The following is a 16,049-nucleotide window of genomic DNA, read 5'->3' as shown; positions in this document are numbered from 1 at the left end:
GCCCTGGATCAGGGGTGGACCAGTTCTTTGGTAAAGAAGATGGTCTGGATAGTCGGCGTCAGCTGTTCGAGGAAGCGGTTAAAGCGTGCGGAACTCGCGACCTGCACGTAGACCACGTCGCGCGGCTGCAACTCGAAGCGGGTCATCAACATGATCGCGTCGACCTGCGTCATGTCGAGCCGGTACACGAGCGGCACGAGCGCGCTGTCCTTGAGATTGGGCTTCGCCGAAACGGGCACCGCCCCGGCGGGTTGCGTGATGGGCGCGAGCGCGGGATTGAACGCGCCGCGCACCACGTAGATGAAACGCGGGTCGCCCGTTTTCACGTCGATGCCGTTGGCGCCTGTCAGCGCGTCGGCGAGCGACAGCTTGCCGCGGTTCATCGGCAGCGACGTGGGACGCACGACTTCGCCGAGCACGAAGACGCGGCTGTTCGAGCGGTCCGGCACGTCGACGATGTCGCCGTCCTGCAGGATGACGTTCTGCTGCGGGTCGCCGGTTTCGAGCAGCGCCGCGACGTCGACCAGATAGCGTTTGCCGTCACGCGTGATGCCGACGTTCTGCAGGTCCGCATCGGCCAGCGCGCCGCCGGCGCGGTTGATCGCGTCGACCACGGAAAGCGGCAGGTCGGTAATCGATTCGGCGGCGGGGCTGCGCACGTTACCGGTCATCTGGATGACCTGGCTGTTGAAGCCCGAGACGCGCACGTCGAGCTGCGGATTCTTGATCTCCTTCGAAATGCGTTGCGTCAGCACGTGCTGGATCTGCTCCGCCGTCATGCCAAGCACCTTGACGCGGCCGACGCGCGGGAAAAATATCGTGCCGTTGTTGGCGACGCGAACCACGAGCCCCCCCTCGACGCCTCCGACGCTGCTGGTGATGCCGCCGGACGCGGGCGAGAGCGCGGCCGAGTTGCCGGCATTGCCCTGTGGCAACGGCGCCGGCGTGTTGCCGCCGCCTCCGCTGTTGCCGAATCCGCCACCGCCTCCCGTCAGTTCGGGGTGGTCCCAGACGATGATGGTGAGCTGGTCGTTGATGCCGACCTTGTAGCTGTAGTTGTTGCGTTCTTCTTTTGTCAGGCAGGTCAACGGACACTTCGACGGCTGCGCGGCGGCGCGCTCCTGCGCGAAGTACGCGATGTCGATCGGCTTGACGGGATATTTCAGGGACGCATAGGTCGGCTCGACGGTCTGGTCGAGACGGTCACGGTCCAGATACGGCCCCGGCGCCAGCGAACAGGCTCCCAGACTCATCAGGAGCAGGCCGGCTGATAATGTTTTGATAATCATGGTGGTCCCTCGCGTTAGCGGGTATTGCCTTTCACGCCTGGCGCATGGCTTCGCGCCACGCACCGCGCATTGCGCGTAAGCCGACCCACCATTTACGCAGCGCGACCGTGAGACTTTCGCCGGCCAGCACCAGCGACAACGCGCGCGCAAGCCCCGGGTCCGCGCGATTGCCGATCAGCGATGCATAGACGACGAACATCCCCCTGCCAAGCGGCGGCAGGTGTTCACACATGATGAGACGGAGGTTGAAGGAAGCGTTGTAAAACGCCGTGTCGTTGAACGTGTAACGCTGGTCTTCGTCGCTGCGTTGCGCCGGGTAGTGCTCGACGAGCAGCGTCGGATCGTAGATGAGCTTCCAGCCGCGGCGCATCACGTCGAGGCAGAACGCCATTTCGCAATGCACCTGGGCGCCGCTGCCGCGCAGGCGCGGATCGAAGCGCACGGCGCCGATGGCCTGGCGGCGAAACGCCATGTTGACGGCCTTGAGTATCTGCACGTCGCGCGGCTCGCCGACACCGATGTGATGGTTGCCGACCGCGCGCCCGTACCAGCTCACGACGCCCACCGCCTGTTTTTCGCCGGTGAGAATACCGTTGCGTTCGTGAACGATGTCGCGTCCGCCGAAGCCGCCCAGCAGCGGATCGCGCGCGAACGCCGCGACGATGCGCTCGACCCAGTCGGCGTGCGGCGCGGCGTCGTCGTCGGTAAAGCCGACGATGTCGCCAGTCGAGGCCTCGATGCCGCGGTTATACGCGGCCACCACGCCGGGCTCGCGAACGAGCGCGACGCGCAGCGGCGTGTCGTGGGGCGTGTTCTGGAATTGCTCGAGCCATTGAAGTGAAGCATGGTCTTCCGCGCGTGCGACGACGACCAGCTCGTCGACGCGTCGTGTCTGCGCACAGAGCGCCGCGACGCATCGGGCGAGATCGGCGGTACGCCGCCATGTCGGCACGATCACAGAAACCTTCACGATGAATCCCCGATGAAACAGAATCAATAGACGTTGCGGCCGACAAACCCCTTGAAGATCGTGATGAACACGATCCGGATGTCGAACCAGAACGACCAGTTATGTATGTAGAAGAGGTCGAACTTCACGCGCGACTCCATCTTCTCGACTTTCGTCGTCGCGCCACGATAGCCGTTCACCTGAGCCCAGCCGGTGATGCCCGGCTTGATGCAGTAGCGGTGCATGTAGCCGTAGACGAGCTCCTTGTACAGGTCGTCGTGTTCGAGCGCATGCGGCCGCGGCCCGACCACCGACATCTGGCCGCGCAACACGTTGATGAACTGCGGCAACTCGTCGAGGCTCGTCTTGCGCAGCAGCGCGCCGAGCCGCGTCACCCGCGCGTCGTTGCGGCAGGCCTGGGTCACGTGGCCCGCCGCTTCGTGATGCACGGTCATCGAACGGAACTTGTAGATCTCGAACGGCCGGCCGTCCGCGCCCTTGCGCATCTGCTTGAAGAACACCGGCCCAGGCGAGCTCAGCTTGATCGCGACGGCGATCAGCGCGAAGAGCGGCGACAGGACCGTCAGCACGAAGAGCGCGAACACGCGATCGAAAACCAGCTTGGGCCACAGTTGCGGCGGCGAAATCGGCGAGGCGCTCAGGTTGATCGTCGGCAGGCCGAGAATCTCGACGATCGCGCGGTCGAACAGCGAAAGGCTTCGTACGTCAGGAATGAAACGCAGGTTGATGAAGTCGTCGCGAAAGAGCTTCGTGAAGCGATAGATCGTGCGCTCTTCCGAAAGCGGCAACGCGAGCCACACTTCGTTGACTTCGTCGGTGCGCGTCTTTTTCACGAACGCCTCGACGTCGGTCAGCACGGGCACGTGATGCATGCGCGTGCTGGCCGCTTCGGCGTATTCCGGATCGGCGCTCGTGTCGAGCACGAACACCGGCTTGAAACCCGCTTCGGGCGCATGTTCGAGATGCGCGAGCAGCATGCGCACGAAGCCCGGCGTGCCGACGATCGCGACCGTCCGGTAGTTCAGGCCGCGACGGCGCACGTAACGCAACAGCAGATGCGCGACCAGTTTTGTCGTGATGATGAGACCGCCGGCAATCAGCGTCGACGAGCCATACCAGAGCCGCGACACCGCATCCATCCTGTGCAGCGTGAAGACCAGCACGAGCCCGAGCGCCGATGCCACGACGAGCGCGACCAGCACGCGCGCGAGCATCGCGGGCAGCGACTTGCCGCGCCACGTGTCGTACACGCCGAAGCCGGGGAACAGCAGCAGCACGAGCGCGCAATACAGCGCGATCACGAGCCGCTCGGTATCCGACAGCTCGATGGGCGTCGAAAAGCGCATCCAGTGGGCGACCAGCGCGCCCGTGATGACGAAGAGGGCATCGAGCGCGCGTGCAATGTGCTTGAAGAGCATGATATGGCTCCCGCCACGTCGCCGTTCAGGTCACAGCCTCAGCCTGGTGCAGGCGCGGCAGCAGCCGGTCGAACTCGCGCTTGACGAGCCCGTAGCATTCGCATGCGCGCGATTCGAGAGCGTGGCGGTCGAGAATGCGGATATGGCCGCGGCTGTGATGAATCAGGCCTTCGGCATGCAGGCGTCCCGCTGCTTCCGTGATGCCTTCGCGACGCACGCCGAGCATGTCGGCGATCAGTTGCTGCGTGACGGTCAGATCGTTCGACGCGACGCGATCCACTTCGATCAGGAGCCACCGGCACAGCTGCTTGTTGAGCGAGTGATGGCGGTTGCACGCGGCGGTTTGCGCGACCTGCGTGAGAAGGGCGTGCATGTAGAGCAGCATGAGGCGGCGGATCAGGTCCGAGCGCGCGAACTGTTGACGCAGGCATTGCGACGTCATGCGATACGCGAAGCCGGCGCTTTGCACCTGCACGCGGTTCGGCATCGTTTCACCGCCAGTGAGAACCGGCACACCCGTCATGCCTTCGCGACCCACCGCGGCGATTTCGACCGAGCCGCCGTCTTCCATCGTGGAGAGCAGCGAGATGATCGCGCTGGTCGGGAAATACACGTGGTGAATGCGCTGTCCGGAATCGCACAGCAGCTGTTCGGCGCGCAGATGAACGAGTTCGAGATGAGGCGCGATGGCCTGCCACTCATGGGAGGGCAACGCCCCCAGCAGATGATTGCCGTGCAGATCGGATTGGAGCGTCAACATGATTTGGTCCTCGCACGAAGCCGCGCGGTGCGCGTCTTCTGTTTTTTGATCCGGCTACTGCATTCCTTTGCGCCTGACCGCCTGGTGAGCGGTCGTGAATGTGCAGTGCCGGCCCCGTATGTCCCGTTGCGCGACCGATGTCGTTGACGTCATGTCCGGTAGCGCTTGTTTTGTCGCGCTCATCTCTAAGCGAGTTGTGTGCCAGTGAGATCGAAAGCGAGCGCTCGTGCGGTGCGGCGAACCGCTGGCGCGTTGGGCGCATCGAAAAACGACGGTTTTTGTTTCACATCTGCAAACACGTTTTGCGGCCCGTGTGGGCTCCGGCGTGCTTTTGTACGTGCCAAGTCGTTGATCGGATTGGGTTCGTGGACCGTGCGCAAACCGGTGCGCCGCTGTAACACCCGCTACACCGGGCCTTGCCCGACCGCTTTGCGGCGTGCCAGAAGTGATTCAAAACTGGTTCGCAACCCGGGACGCCCGCCAATTTCGATTCACGGCTGCGACCGTCTCAGCCGTAAAACACAGGCGCGAGCGCGTTGATGGCGCGCAGTTCGCCCTGTGGCCGCGACGTTTTATCGTTTGCGTCCAGCCGGATCAGCGGAATCGTTTGCGGCCGGTTCGGCGCGAGATGAAACACATCGTGCGCGGCCCGGAAGTGCGGGTCGACGACGTGCACGGCGCGGGCGAAGCGCCGCGCCTCGACAACCAGCTGCCAGCCTTGCCCGACGGGCTCGAGCACGACTTCCATGGGTACCTCGCAGCGGCTCTGGACGCCGCGGTCGGGCAGATGAAACGCTTCCGACAGCACGCATCCGTCTGAAACATTGCGTAATGTAGCGATCGTTACGTCGTGCGAACGGGGCCCGAAGCGATACGCGTAAGTGAAATCGAAAAACTGGCCAAGACAGTCGGACGCCCGCAGACACTGTGTGCTGCGCGCCGACAGTGTCACGGCGACCGATGCGCACGCAACCTTCTGCACGCCGTCGCGCAAACTCACGATGTCGAGTTGCGCGTCGATGAGCGTGTCCGTCTCATTGATGAGATGAAGGTCGAGGCCGTCGAGACCCTCGTCGGTGATCAGCAGCTGCACCGGCTGCAACGTGCGCGCAAGGGCGTGCCAGACGCTTTTCGGCCGGCCGGTGGCATCGACGAGACCCCAGCCGGCGCCCGCGCGCAGATCCTGGAACTGCCACACGAGCGCGCCGCGGCACGACGCGCCATGGCGGCGCCACTCCGAAAACACGTCGGTCATCACCTCGGCGAGCACCGCGCGCGACAGGTCGAGATAGCGTTGTGGGTCTTCGTAGCGCAGTCGCGCGGGCTCGACGCCGTAGAGCGTGTGCAGGTAATGGTCGCGCACGTCGTCGAAATCCCAGCCGGCGCCGGGGTCGCGCGGCACCGCGGCTTTCCAGCGCGGATCGTGCTGATGGATCGTGCCGGTCACGCCGTTGAGCGTGGCGTCGTCGGGCACGTTGGCGAACGCGAGGCATTCGGCCGCGAAGCGCACCTGCGCGCGGCGCGCGTCGTCGAGCGGGCGCAGGTACGCGCCGACGCCGTAGTAGTGCGTCACGCCGCGACGCGTCGAGAACGGCCACGTGCCGCCCGACGGCGAGTTGACGACATAGGGCACGTCGGGCCGCAACGCCGCGACGAGGGCGGGCAGGCGTTCGGTGAAGAGCGGCTGCGCGCGCAGGGCCGGCGGCAGGCCGAACATCGCGGCCTGCTGCTCGACTTCGCTGCCGCCGCACAGCACGGCAAGCGACGCATGACGGCGCGTGCGGGCAAGAAACTGGCTCGCCTCGCGCGTCGTCTGTCTGGTAAACGAATCATCGGCCGGATAATCGAAATTCGCGAACGCGAAGTCCTGCCAGATGAGGATGCCGAAACGGTCGGCGAGCGCGTAGAACGCGTCGGACTCGTACACCGTCGTGCCGCCCACGCGCAACATGTTCATGCCTGCATCACGGGCAAGCGCGAACGCATGGTCGAGCTGCGCGGGCGAACCGGTGAGCGTGACGAGATCGGCGCTCGTCCAGCACGCGCCGCGGCAGAACACCGGCACGCCGTTGACGATCAGGCCGAAGCCCTCTCCATCGGCACCACGGTCGACTTCAATCGTACGAAAGCCGACGTGGCCGAGTTCGATCGGCGCATGCGCGTCGCCGAGCCGCAGGAACACGTCGTGGAGGCGCGCCGCGCCGTGCGTATGCGGCCACCATCGCTCCACGTCGGGAATGCGCAGCGAGCCCGTCAGCGTGCGCGTGTCGCGCCAGGTGAGCGCCGCGTCGACGCCGCCGCACATCAGCTGCGCGGGTAGCGCGGGAACCTGTTCGTCGATAAAGCTCAACGTAAGCGAAACGATGCCGTCGCTGCCCTCCAGCCGGCTCGCGAGGTCGACGGTGTCGAACGCGTGCGGCGTGCCGCCCAGCAGCTCGACGGGCCGCCACGGGCCGGCCGCCTGCAGCGGCGGACACCAGCCCGGCATGTGGCCGAGGAGGGTCGTGCGCACGTTGCGCAGCGTCGGCGGACTGACGAGCCGCGGCCGCCAGCGCGCCCGCGTGCGGCGCGCGTCGAGCGCGGGTGTGAGCGAGCGGAAGCACAGCGCGAGCGTCGCCGTGCCGTCGAGTTCGATGTCGATGTCGTGTGCCTCGAACATCGAATCCGAGCGCAGGACGAGCGTTGCGTCGAGCCACACCTCGGTGATCGACGCGAGGCCATGCAGCCGCAGACGCCGGTGTCCGTGGCCGGACAGCGTGAGCCGGTACCAGTGATCGTCGTAAGCGAAGCGAGGCGGATGCGCGGTGTCAAGACGGCCTGCCGCGCGCCGCGCGGACGCGACGGTGCCCGGCACCTGGGCCGCGAGCCAGCCGGCGGCCGGGCAGTCGGCGGGGGTCGCGCAGGCGCCAGCGGGCGTCGTCACGCACTGCCAGCCGGCCGTGAGCGCGAGCGGCCAGACGGGCCAGTCGCGCCCGACTCTGTCGTCGGGACGCGTCACATGGTCCCGCAGGTCTGGTGGTACACGCATGGCCGGTTCATCCACTGAAACACTGACGTCGGTCACGCGTGTGCATCGTCAGAGCGCGAGCGCGGCGAGCGGCGGCAGCGTGCTTTCGTAGGCGGCTTCGAGCACGTCGAAGCAGTCCTCGCACGGATCGTGACGCTTGCGCGCCATCGCGCGCACGAGCCGGAACTGCATCACCATCGCTTCCGACGAGATCTGCTGCGCGGCGGCCGGAATCGATTCCGGCACGTCGTAACCCTGCGCGGTCAGCCATTGCAGATACTTCGAGAGGAACTCGAAGTTCGCGCCGAGCTGCCGCATCAGGTTGAACGAGTACAGGTGAAAATACGGCTCGCCGCGCGTGAGCAACTGGTCGAGCTGCTCCGGGAACACCGCGCGCCACATCGAAACGGGATTGCGCAGCGGCCGGCGGGCAAGATGCGCGCACAGCAGTTCCGCGGAAGCTTCGGCGAGCGCGGCGCCTTCCAGCGCCGGCCGCGCGTTCTTCGCGAACTCGACGTATGGAAAGAGCAGGTCGGGCTGGCCGGCGAAGCGCGCCAGCTTGCGAAACACGCCGTCGTAATCCTCGCCGTCGAGCTGGTGATAGCCGGTGTTGTGGAAATAGCCGAGCCTGCGGCGCACCGGATCGATGAAATCGATGCCGATGGTCGTCTTCGGGTGCTCGCGTTTATACGACGTTGCGCGCGTGTTCGGCAGATAGTGGCCGTCGACTTCGACGAGCACCGTATGGCCGCGCCGGGTCTGCGCGAACACGCGGTCTTCGAGCGAATCGTAGATCGCCAGTTCCTGCACCTGCACGCCGTAGAGCCGCTCGATGTCCTCGAGCGGAAACTTGAAGAACGTGAACTGGTCGCCTTCGAAATCCTGAATCACCGTGAACGCGAACGCGGCGCGCGGATCGAGCCCGAAGCCGTGCAGCACTTCGATCCACAGGTCGACGTAGCAGTTGGTCTCCTGCCAGACGCGATCGCCCTGGTGCAGCGCGTGCGGTGCGTGGACGCGTTGCGGCCGGACATCGGGATGGGTCCACACGGTCGTGAGCGGTGAATTCATGTTGCGGCTCCGGCAAGGCCATGTTCGATGCGGGCTTTCGTGTCCCCCCACAGCAGGCCGCGCACGTCGTCGGGCCATGCGTGTACGTCGAAGCCGTGGTGGCGGAAGAGGGCGAGCGTGATGCGTTCCATGCCGAAGCCGACGCATCCCGTATGAGCCACCGAGCCGTCTTCGCAGGCGAGTTTCCAGATCGCGCCGAAGTGGTCCATGTGGTAGTTGAACGAGAGGCACGCGGTCTTGCTGTCTTCGAGCGCGACCGGAATCAGCAGCTCGAACTTGAGCGCCTGCGCGCGCTGGCTGTCGGCCACGATCTTGCCGCCGCGCCCAAAGAACGGATCGTTCGCGAGATCGACCTCGACCGGCAGACGCAGCAGGTCGATCAGCAGCGACCCGCGTTCGATCCACATCTGGCGGAACGTCATGACCTGCTCGGGCGAGCCGATCCGCACGTATTCGCGCTGGCGGAACATCTGCATGCGGCCCGGATCGATGGACGGTTCATGACGAAAGCAGTACGACAGCACGTCGATCGTATGGCCGCCGGCCGGTGCGGGTCCGCGCCGCGCGATGACCGGATAGATCGGATAGCAGGCCGCCGGCGTGAGCGTGAGCCGCGTCGGCTTCTGGTATTTCATCCATTCGTCGTTGCGGTCGTCGTCGCTTTCCTTCATCGCGTCGTCGAGACAGCGCAAGAGGCGCACGTGGTCGCCCTCGTTGCCGCAGAACGAGTGAATCGTGCCGGCAAGATTCGGAAAGCTCTTCAGATACTCGCTGTCCTCGAAGTCCGTGCGGCGCATCGCGGGCGGAAAACGCAGGAACTCCGGATGCTGGTCGGCACCCAGATGCGTGATCGCGGCGTTCAGCCCGTCGACGACGCTCTCGAACACCTGGCTGCGGCCGTACAGGCCGTTTTCGCCGGTGTCGATCAGGATGCCGTGAGAGAAGAGTCCGTCGCGAAAGCTGGACGCGTCCGTCTGCGCGGCCGCGATCGCAGCCGCATCGGTCATCGTGTTCATGGTCATGCTCTCCCCGGAGTGGCTGGCCGCTGCGCAAGCAACAGGCTGGCCGTGTTCTGTGCGATACGGTCGTTGTTGATCATCAACGGCGCCGAGTACAGGTCGCGCAGATGCCGCCCGACGCTGTAATCCGTGCCGTTCTTGTAGCCCGCCATCCCGCAGATCATCAGCACTTCGTGAACGACCTTGAGCGCCATCGTCGAAATGCTGGTTTTCAGCGTGTTCATGTCGGACGCGAAGCCGAGCATCGCGGAGAGCGGCGCGTCGTCCTGCTGCGTGCCGTGCGACGCGCGGCGCGCGACGCGCGCGGCATCGAGCGCAACCGACAGGCGCGACTGCATCATCTGCAGCAGGCCGACGGCTTCGGCGAGACGCGGGCCGCACGGCGGCACGAAGCCCGGCTTGCCGCGCGCCTGGGCGCGGAAGAACGCTTTCGCGCGATTCACGGCGTCGGTCGCGATGCCGGTCCAGACCGCGGCCCACAGCGTGTGCGAGACCGGCAGCATGGTCTGGTCGGCGATTTCGGCGAAGGGCGTCGGCAGGATCTGCGCCGTGGCACCCGTTGCCACGAGGCGAAAGCCCTCGCTGCACGTGCCGCGCATGCCCATCGAATCCCAGCTGCCGCGTTTTTCCAGCGCGATGTCGTCGTTCAGCGCGACGATCAGCACCTGGTCGCTCGCCGGGCTTTCGGTGGTGCGCCGCGCGGTGACGAGAATGCCGTCGGCGTGCGCGCCATACGAAATCGTCGGCGCGAGTTTTTCGATGCGAAAGCGCTCGCCCTCGACTTCGACCGCGCAGGCGCTCGTGCGCATGTTGCCGCCGATGGTTTCTTCAGACGTGGCCGACGCCAGCAGCCACTGGCGCTCGACGATCTGCGCGAGCACGTCGCGCTGCCAGGCGAGCGCCGTGCCGTGTTCCTCGATGCAGGCGACCTGGATCTGATGCATCGCGTAGACCATCGCGGTCGACGCGCAGCTTTGTCCGAGGATTTCGCAGATCGTCGCGATATCGGCGAGCGGCAGGCCGGCGCCGCCGAATTCCGTCGAGATCATCGCGGAAAGCAGGTGCTCGGCGCGCAGCGCGGCGAACGCCTCCGCCGGAAAGCGCGCTTCACGGTCGACCGAATCGGCATGCTGGGCGGCCACCTGCGCGGCGCGGCGTGCCGCGGCGCGCCAGCCCGATTCGGTTTCGACTGTCGAAAGCGGGATGGGGGAAGCCACCTCGGCCGGCGCGGCCGCCGGCGAATCGGCGCGCCCGGGCGTGACGGCATCCTGCGCGAGCGGGGCGTTCATGCTGCCGCCTGCGCCTGTTGCAACTCGCTCACCGCGGCGGCCAGCGAATCGATGCTGGAAAAGAGACGCCGCGTCAGCATGCGGTCCGGAATCTCGATGCCGAATTCATCTTCGATCGCCAGCATCAGATGGACGGTCGCGAGCGAGGAGAGCCCCGCCGCGTAGAGATCGGCATCGTCGGCCAGGGTGTCCGGCGCCACGTCGAGACGTGCCGACTCGGAAAGAATGCGTCGCAGTGCCGTTTTCATGGAATTCAGCCCCTTCAGGAAATGTGACATCGCACCGACATGGTTGTGTGTGGCCCGTCGCCGGTGAATCCAGGCCCATCGCACGACGCCCGGGACGAACGGGACCGTGCATCGGTTAGACGTATTAAACGGACCGGCAAGGTTGAGCGTCAGTGCGATTCCGCACGGAAACGGGCCGGTTCCAGACGTAAGGTGTCGCCATGGCAACGGGTGTGTGCCGTTGCGCGACCTGTCTGGGGGACATCGTGATGAACTGGAAGACGCTGGAATTCGAGCACCTCACCGCGCGCGAGCTGTATCTGATTCTGCGTGCACGCAGCGCGGTGTTCGTGGTCGAACAGTGGCACGTCCATCTCGATGCGGACGGCCACGACGATGGCGCGCTTCACCTCTTCGCCGCCGAGGACATGAGCCGCTCCATGCCGATCATGGCTTATGCGCGCATTCAGCCAGGCGATGCGGAAGACCCGGAAGTGGTGATCGACAAGGTGTTGACGAGCCCCGCGCGCCGCGGCGACGGCACGGCGGAAGTGTTGATCGAGCGCGCGCTGAACGCGATTGCCGAGCGCTGGCCGGGCCGCGTGGTGCGGCTCACCGCGCCGATCGGCCTGCGCGGTTTCTACGAGCAGTTCGGCTTTCGTAAGACGGATGGACCGTTTCTCGATCATGGCACGCCGTTCATCGGCCTGCGACGTCAGCCGCGCGGAGGCGGGCAGCCGGTTTTCAGCGGGCTGCGTCGCGAGCGGGGCGGCCTGTCGGTCGTCAGTACGTTTGAGCTGCTGTGAATCCGGACGCGGGTTTTCCTGACGGCCTGCCGCCGGGCCCGGGCAATGGGGTGCCGGCAGGCGCCGGCGCGCGCGCCGTCACGCCGCTCGTGCAGCCACGGGACCCGGCCGTGTCGCCCTGGCCCCGGCCACGGCCGCTCTATCCCACGCCCGATCCCATGCAGCCAGGTGTGCGCCGGGCGCCGGCACGCAAGGCGCGAAAGAAAAGCCGGATCGGTCCGGTTTCGGTGCCCGCCGTCATGTTCATCGTCATGTTCGCGCTGTGCTTCATGCACATGGGACGGCTCGTCGAACTGTTTTATCCGGCGGCCGCGGTGCTGATCGCGTTGTGGCTGTATCGCGTGCATCCGGCGCATTACCTGGGCTTTACGTGCTGGGTGTTTTTCCTGTCGGCGGAAATCCGGCGCGTGGGCGACTTTTTCGCGGGCGGGTTCAATCCGGTCAGCACGATCATGGTTGCGCCGCTCGCCTGCGCCGCGATCTCCGGCTTCGCGCTCATCACCGACATGAAGATTCTCGGGCAGCGGCGCGCGATGCCGCTCGCGCTCGTGCTCTCGGCGTTGCTGTACACCTGGCTGATCGGCGTGACGCGCGCGGGTTTTTCCGCGGCGACCTTCGCGCTCGCCAACGCGATTTTTCCGGCTCTCGTGGGTTTTCGCTTTATCAGCACGTGGCAGGCGTATCCGGACTATCAGCGCGTGCTGCTGAGCACGTTTATCTTTGGCAGCATCGTGATGGGCGCCTACGGCATTTACGAGTTCGTTTCGCCGCCGCCCTGGGACGTGTTCTGGCTGCTTGCCTCCGGCATGACCTCCGAAGGCCAGCCGGTGCCGTTTGGATTGCGCATCGCGAGCACGATGAATTCGTCCGGCCCGTTCGCGAATACGGCACTCGTGTGCATCCTGATGGTGCTCGCCGGCAAGGGCAAGCTGCGCATCGCCGCCGCGATCATGTTGCCCGCGCTGATGTTCACCGCGGTGCGCAGCGCATGGGGCGGCCTGCTGATCGGGTTGATCTATCCGATTGCGATGCTCGACGGACGCAGCCGTATCCGGATGATCGCCGGTATCGTGGCCTGCGTCGCGATATGCCTGCCGCTCACCATGATCGACGAAGTGTCGAAGCACTTTACGTCACGGCTCGAGACCGTCCAGAACCTCGGCCAGGACGACAGCTACCAGGTTCGTGTCGGCATGTACTCGAGTTTCATGGGCCGCGCGCTGACCGACATCTCGGGGCAAGGGTTCGGCACGACGGGCGTCGCGAGCAAGCTGGCCGACACGTCGAACGTGATCGCCGTGTTCGACAGCGGCGTCATGGAGGTGCCCTATACGATGGGCTGGCCGGGTTCGCTGCTCTATGTTTCTGGAATCGTCCTGCTGATCACGCGGGCGTTCGCTGCAAGCCGGGCGCGGCCGCACGACCGCTTCGGTGTTTCCGGCGTCGGCATCGCGGTCGCGATCGTCGCGATGATGCTGTTCTCCAACACGCTGGCGGGCATGACGGGCATGTTCTTTTTTATCGGCGTGCTCATGCCTGTAAACGGTCTGCGGTATGTCCGCGAAACCGAAGCCGCCGCGCGTCGCGAAGCGGCGAAGCGTCAGGCGGCGCAGGCGGCACATGCGGCGCAACCGCCGCCGACTGCTGTCGTCACGCCTCAATACGGGCCGCACACGGTTCCGTCCGTTCCCTTCCATTCTGGAGCCGGGCGATGAGAATTCTGATCGTGACCCACCGCGTCAGCACGAATGACGGCCAGGGACGGGTGAACTACGAGATCGTGCGCGCGCTGCTGGCCGCGGGCCATTCGGTGACGGTACTCGGCTCGCGCATCGAAGAGGCGCTGCTGGCCCATCCGCGCCTGCGCTTCGTGCGGATTCGCGAGAGCTGGCTTCCGACCCGCCTCGTCAAGTACCAGGTCTTCGCATTGCGCAGCGGCATCTGGATTGCCGCGCATCGCGGCCAGTTCGACCTGATTCACGTGAACGGCTTCATCACGTGGGCGCGCGCCGACGTCAACAGCGTGCATTTTGTCCACGACGGCTGGTATCGATGCGGGTTTTATCCGATCAATCTTCGGCAGGGCGCGTACGCGGCGTATCAGCTGGCCTTCACGCGGCTTAACGCATGGTGCGAGAAGCGCGCGTTTCTCGCCGCGCGCACGGTCGTGCCCGTGTCACGGAAAGTGGCCGCCGAGGTGCAGGCCACGGGCATCGCCGCGCAGCGCCTGCACGTGATCCACAACGGCGTCGACGTCGACGAGTTCGCGCCAGGTCCAGCCGAACGGGCGCGTTTCGGCCTGCCGTTGACGCCGTTCCTGCTGCTCTTCGCCGGCGACCTGCGCGTCGCGCGTAAAAATCTCGATGCGGTGCTGCGCGCGCTGGTGTCGACGCCGGCCCACGTTCATCTGGTGGTGGCGGGCGGCGTGGGCAACTGTCCTTATCCCGCGCTCGCGGCCGCGCTCGGTGTCGCGGACCGGGTGCATTTTGTCGACTTCGTGCGCGACATGCCGGCGCTGATGCGTTCCGTGGATGCGTTCGTGTTTCCATCGCGCTACGAAGCGATGAGTCTCGTCATGCTCGAGGCGCTCGCGAGCGCACTGCCGGTCGTGACGGTCGCCACCGCCGGCGGCGCCGAAGTGATCGACAGTGCGTGCGGCGTCGTGCTCGACAGCCCGGAAGATTTCGACGGTCTCGCCGCGGCGATCAGCTGGCTTGCCGCTGATCCCGCGCGCGCGCGGACCATGGGCGCGGCCGCTCGCGAACTGGCGACGTCGCTCAGCTGGGAACAGATGGCGATGCGCTATCTGTCGCTCTACGAAGAACTGCGCAAGACGCAGCCTCCCGGAAAAAACGGGATCACCCACAACGCGGTATCCGCGACGTCATGAGCACCTTGATCAATTCGCTGCAGATCGGCATGCACTGGTTCGGCGAGCGGCCGGGTGGCCTCGACCGGGTATTCAAGGCCCTGATCGAATCGCTCCCGGCGCAGGGCGTCAGCGTGCGCGGTCTCGTGGCGGGCAGTGACGACGTGTTCCACGACTCGGGTGGCCAGGTCCACGCGTTCGCGGACGCCGAAGATCGTCTTCCGACCCGCATGTGGCAGGCGCGCAGGCATTCGCAGAAACTCAAGCGTGCGATGCCGCCGGACGTCGTGGCATCGCACTTCGCGCTGTACACGGCGCCGACGCTCGGCGTATTCGCGAAGATTCCGCGCGTCGTGCATTTTCACGGCCCGTGGGCAGACGAGGCGGCGGCGGAAGGGCGCAGCAGCGTGTCGCGCGTCGTCAGGCACGCGATCGAGAAGTCGGTGTATCGCAACGCGAGCCGGCATATCGTGCTGTCACGCGCGTTCGGCGATCTTCTGCGCGAGCGCTACGGCGTGCCTGAAGAGACGATCCGGATCGTGCCGGGATGTGTCGACGTCGAGCGCTTCAACGTCACGCAGACGAAAGCCGAAGTGCGCGAGAGGCTCGGTCTGCCGGCTGATCGCCCGCTGGTTTTCTGCATCCGGAGGCTGGTGTCGCGCATGGGGCTCGAGGAACTCGTCGATGCGATGTTCGTGGTGCGCCAGAGCGTCCCCGACGCGTTGCTGGTGATCGCGGGCAGGGGCCCGCTCGAACCCGCGTTGCGCTCGACGATCGCAGCGCGCCGGCTCGACAGCCACGTGCAGCTTGCCGGCTACGTGGCGGATGAAACCCTGCCGCTGTGGTATCGCGCCGCCGACGTGACCGTCGTGCCGACGCTCTCGCTCGAGGGCTTTGGCCTGACGACGATCGAGTCGCTCGCGGCCGGCACGCCCGTGCTGGTGACGCCGGTGGGCGGCCTGCCGGAAGCGGTGGCGCCGCTTTCGCCGGAACTGGTGCTGCCGTCCGTCGGCTATCAGGCGATCGCCGCCGGCATCGCGGATGCGCTGCGCGGCAGGCGCGTGCTGCCCGATGAAACCGCATGCCGCGCATACGCCCGCGCGCGCTTCGACAACGCCGTCGTGGCGGCCCAGGTCGCCCGCGTTTACCGCGAGGCGCTCGGCGAGCCTTGAACCGTGCGGCGTGGCGGGGTTTGTGTGTGCGCGCGCACCGATACCGCGCCCGAACGCTGCTCCAATACGTCAAACGAGGCATTCCGGCTGGCGCGGCAACGTCCGCATGGCGATACGCAGCGCGCTGACAAGTCGCCGCGCGAACGGTGATG

Annotated in this window: 13 protein-coding genes; 4 read left to right on the top strand and 9 right to left on the bottom strand. The window is 66.0% G+C overall.

Going from position 1 to position 16,049, the window contains the following annotated elements; genetic code table 11:
- Positions 1–8: 8 nt before the first annotated feature.
- From BLV45_RS12700 to BLV45_RS12660, 9 genes are all read right to left on the bottom strand, one after another.
- A complete protein-coding gene (locus tag BLV45_RS12700; protein WP_090533420.1) occupies positions 9–1,289 on the bottom strand; it encodes a polysaccharide biosynthesis/export family protein in 1,281 nt (426 codons plus the stop codon).
- Positions 1,290–1,320: 31 nt separating this feature from the next.
- Positions 1,321–2,259: a glycosyltransferase family 2 protein gene (locus tag BLV45_RS12695; RefSeq protein ID WP_090533877.1), complete on the bottom strand. Its 939-nt coding sequence runs from the start codon at positions 2,257–2,259 to the stop codon at positions 1,321–1,323.
- A 23-nt stretch (positions 2,260–2,282) separates the two neighbouring features.
- Positions 2,283–3,677 (bottom strand): undecaprenyl-phosphate glucose phosphotransferase, encoded by a 1,395-nt coding sequence (locus BLV45_RS12690; RefSeq protein WP_090533418.1) that lies wholly within the window; start codon positions 3,675–3,677, stop codon positions 2,283–2,285.
- 25 nt (positions 3,678–3,702) lie between these two features.
- Positions 3,703–4,437, bottom strand: a complete 735-nt coding sequence (locus tag BLV45_RS12685) for a Crp/Fnr family transcriptional regulator (RefSeq protein ID WP_090533417.1) — start codon at positions 4,435–4,437, stop codon at positions 3,703–3,705.
- 508 nt (positions 4,438–4,945) lie between these two features.
- Positions 4,946–7,465 (bottom strand): glycosyl hydrolase 2 galactose-binding domain-containing protein, encoded by a 2,520-nt coding sequence (locus BLV45_RS27850; RefSeq protein ID WP_245753213.1) that lies wholly within the window; start codon positions 7,463–7,465, stop codon positions 4,946–4,948.
- A 48-nt stretch (positions 7,466–7,513) separates the two neighbouring features.
- On the bottom strand, positions 7,514–8,515 hold the full coding sequence (locus tag BLV45_RS12675) for a DUF1839 family protein (protein WP_090533415.1): 1,002 nt from the start codon (positions 8,513–8,515) through the stop codon (positions 7,514–7,516).
- Positions 8,512–9,531, bottom strand: a complete 1,020-nt coding sequence (locus BLV45_RS12670; RefSeq protein ID WP_090533414.1) for an amino acid--[acyl-carrier-protein] ligase — start codon at positions 9,529–9,531, stop codon at positions 8,512–8,514. The genes BLV45_RS12675 and BLV45_RS12670 overlap by 4 nt, the downstream gene beginning before the upstream one ends.
- 2 nt (positions 9,532–9,533) lie before the next feature.
- The gene (locus BLV45_RS12665) at positions 9,534–10,823 is read right to left on the bottom strand and encodes an acyl-CoA dehydrogenase family protein (protein WP_090533412.1); all 1,290 of its coding nucleotides are present in this window, start codon (positions 10,821–10,823) and stop codon (positions 9,534–9,536) included.
- Positions 10,820–11,071, bottom strand: a complete 252-nt coding sequence (locus BLV45_RS12660; RefSeq protein ID WP_090533874.1) for an acyl carrier protein — start codon at positions 11,069–11,071, stop codon at positions 10,820–10,822. The genes BLV45_RS12665 and BLV45_RS12660 overlap by 4 nt, the downstream gene beginning before the upstream one ends.
- Positions 11,072–11,319: 248 nt before the next feature.
- Between BLV45_RS12660 and BLV45_RS12655 the strand changes: the two genes are divergently transcribed.
- The 4 genes from BLV45_RS12655 to BLV45_RS12640 are packed head-to-tail and all read left to right on the top strand — an operon-like array spanning position 11,320 to position 15,897.
- The gene (locus BLV45_RS12655; RefSeq protein WP_090533872.1) at positions 11,320–11,856 is read left to right on the top strand and encodes a GNAT family N-acetyltransferase; all 537 of its coding nucleotides are present in this window, start codon (positions 11,320–11,322) and stop codon (positions 11,854–11,856) included.
- Positions 11,853–13,571, top strand: a complete 1,719-nt coding sequence (locus BLV45_RS12650; RefSeq protein ID WP_090533410.1) for a hypothetical protein — start codon at positions 11,853–11,855, stop codon at positions 13,569–13,571. The genes BLV45_RS12655 and BLV45_RS12650 overlap by 4 nt, the downstream gene beginning before the upstream one ends.
- The gene (locus tag BLV45_RS12645) at positions 13,568–14,746 is read left to right on the top strand and encodes a glycosyltransferase family 4 protein (RefSeq protein WP_090533408.1); all 1,179 of its coding nucleotides are present in this window, start codon (positions 13,568–13,570) and stop codon (positions 14,744–14,746) included. Before BLV45_RS12650 ends, BLV45_RS12645 begins: the two co-directional genes overlap by 4 nt.
- Positions 14,743–15,897, top strand: a complete 1,155-nt coding sequence (locus BLV45_RS12640) for a glycosyltransferase family 4 protein (protein WP_090533406.1) — start codon at positions 14,743–14,745, stop codon at positions 15,895–15,897. The genes BLV45_RS12645 and BLV45_RS12640 overlap by 4 nt, the downstream gene beginning before the upstream one ends.
- Positions 15,898–16,049: the final 152 nt, after the last annotated feature.

Source organism: Paraburkholderia sartisoli, from assembly GCF_900107685.1.
Taxonomy (GTDB): domain Bacteria; phylum Pseudomonadota; class Gammaproteobacteria; order Burkholderiales; family Burkholderiaceae; genus Paraburkholderia; species Paraburkholderia sartisoli.
This window is presented reverse-complemented; position numbering and strand designations above follow the sequence as displayed.

Coding starts and splice junctions, on each gene's coding strand:
- BLV45_RS12700 (WP_090533420.1), bottom strand. CDS start 1,289: ATGATTATCAAAACATTATCAGCCGGCCTGCTCCTGATGAGTCTGGGA.
- BLV45_RS12690 (WP_090533418.1), bottom strand. CDS start 3,677: ATGCTCTTCAAGCACATTGCACGCGCGCTCGATGCCCTCTTCGTCATC.
- BLV45_RS12685 (WP_090533417.1), bottom strand. CDS start 4,437: ATGTTGACGCTCCAATCCGATCTGCACGGCAATCATCTGCTGGGGGCG.
- BLV45_RS27850 (WP_245753213.1), bottom strand. CDS start 7,465: ATGCGTGTACCACCAGACCTGCGGGACCATGTGACGCGTCCCGACGAC.
- BLV45_RS12675 (WP_090533415.1), bottom strand. CDS start 8,515: ATGAATTCACCGCTCACGACCGTGTGGACCCATCCCGATGTCCGGCCG.
- BLV45_RS12670 (WP_090533414.1), bottom strand. CDS start 9,531: ATGAACACGATGACCGATGCGGCTGCGATCGCGGCCGCGCAGACGGAC.
- BLV45_RS12665 (WP_090533412.1), bottom strand. CDS start 10,823: ATGAACGCCCCGCTCGCGCAGGATGCCGTCACGCCCGGGCGCGCCGAT.
- BLV45_RS12660 (WP_090533874.1), bottom strand. CDS start 11,071: ATGAAAACGGCACTGCGACGCATTCTTTCCGAGTCGGCACGTCTCGAC.
- BLV45_RS12655 (WP_090533872.1), top strand. CDS start 11,320: ATGAACTGGAAGACGCTGGAATTCGAGCACCTCACCGCGCGCGAGCTG.
- BLV45_RS12645 (WP_090533408.1), top strand. CDS start 13,568: ATGAGAATTCTGATCGTGACCCACCGCGTCAGCACGAATGACGGCCAG.
- BLV45_RS12640 (WP_090533406.1), top strand. CDS start 14,743: ATGAGCACCTTGATCAATTCGCTGCAGATCGGCATGCACTGGTTCGGC.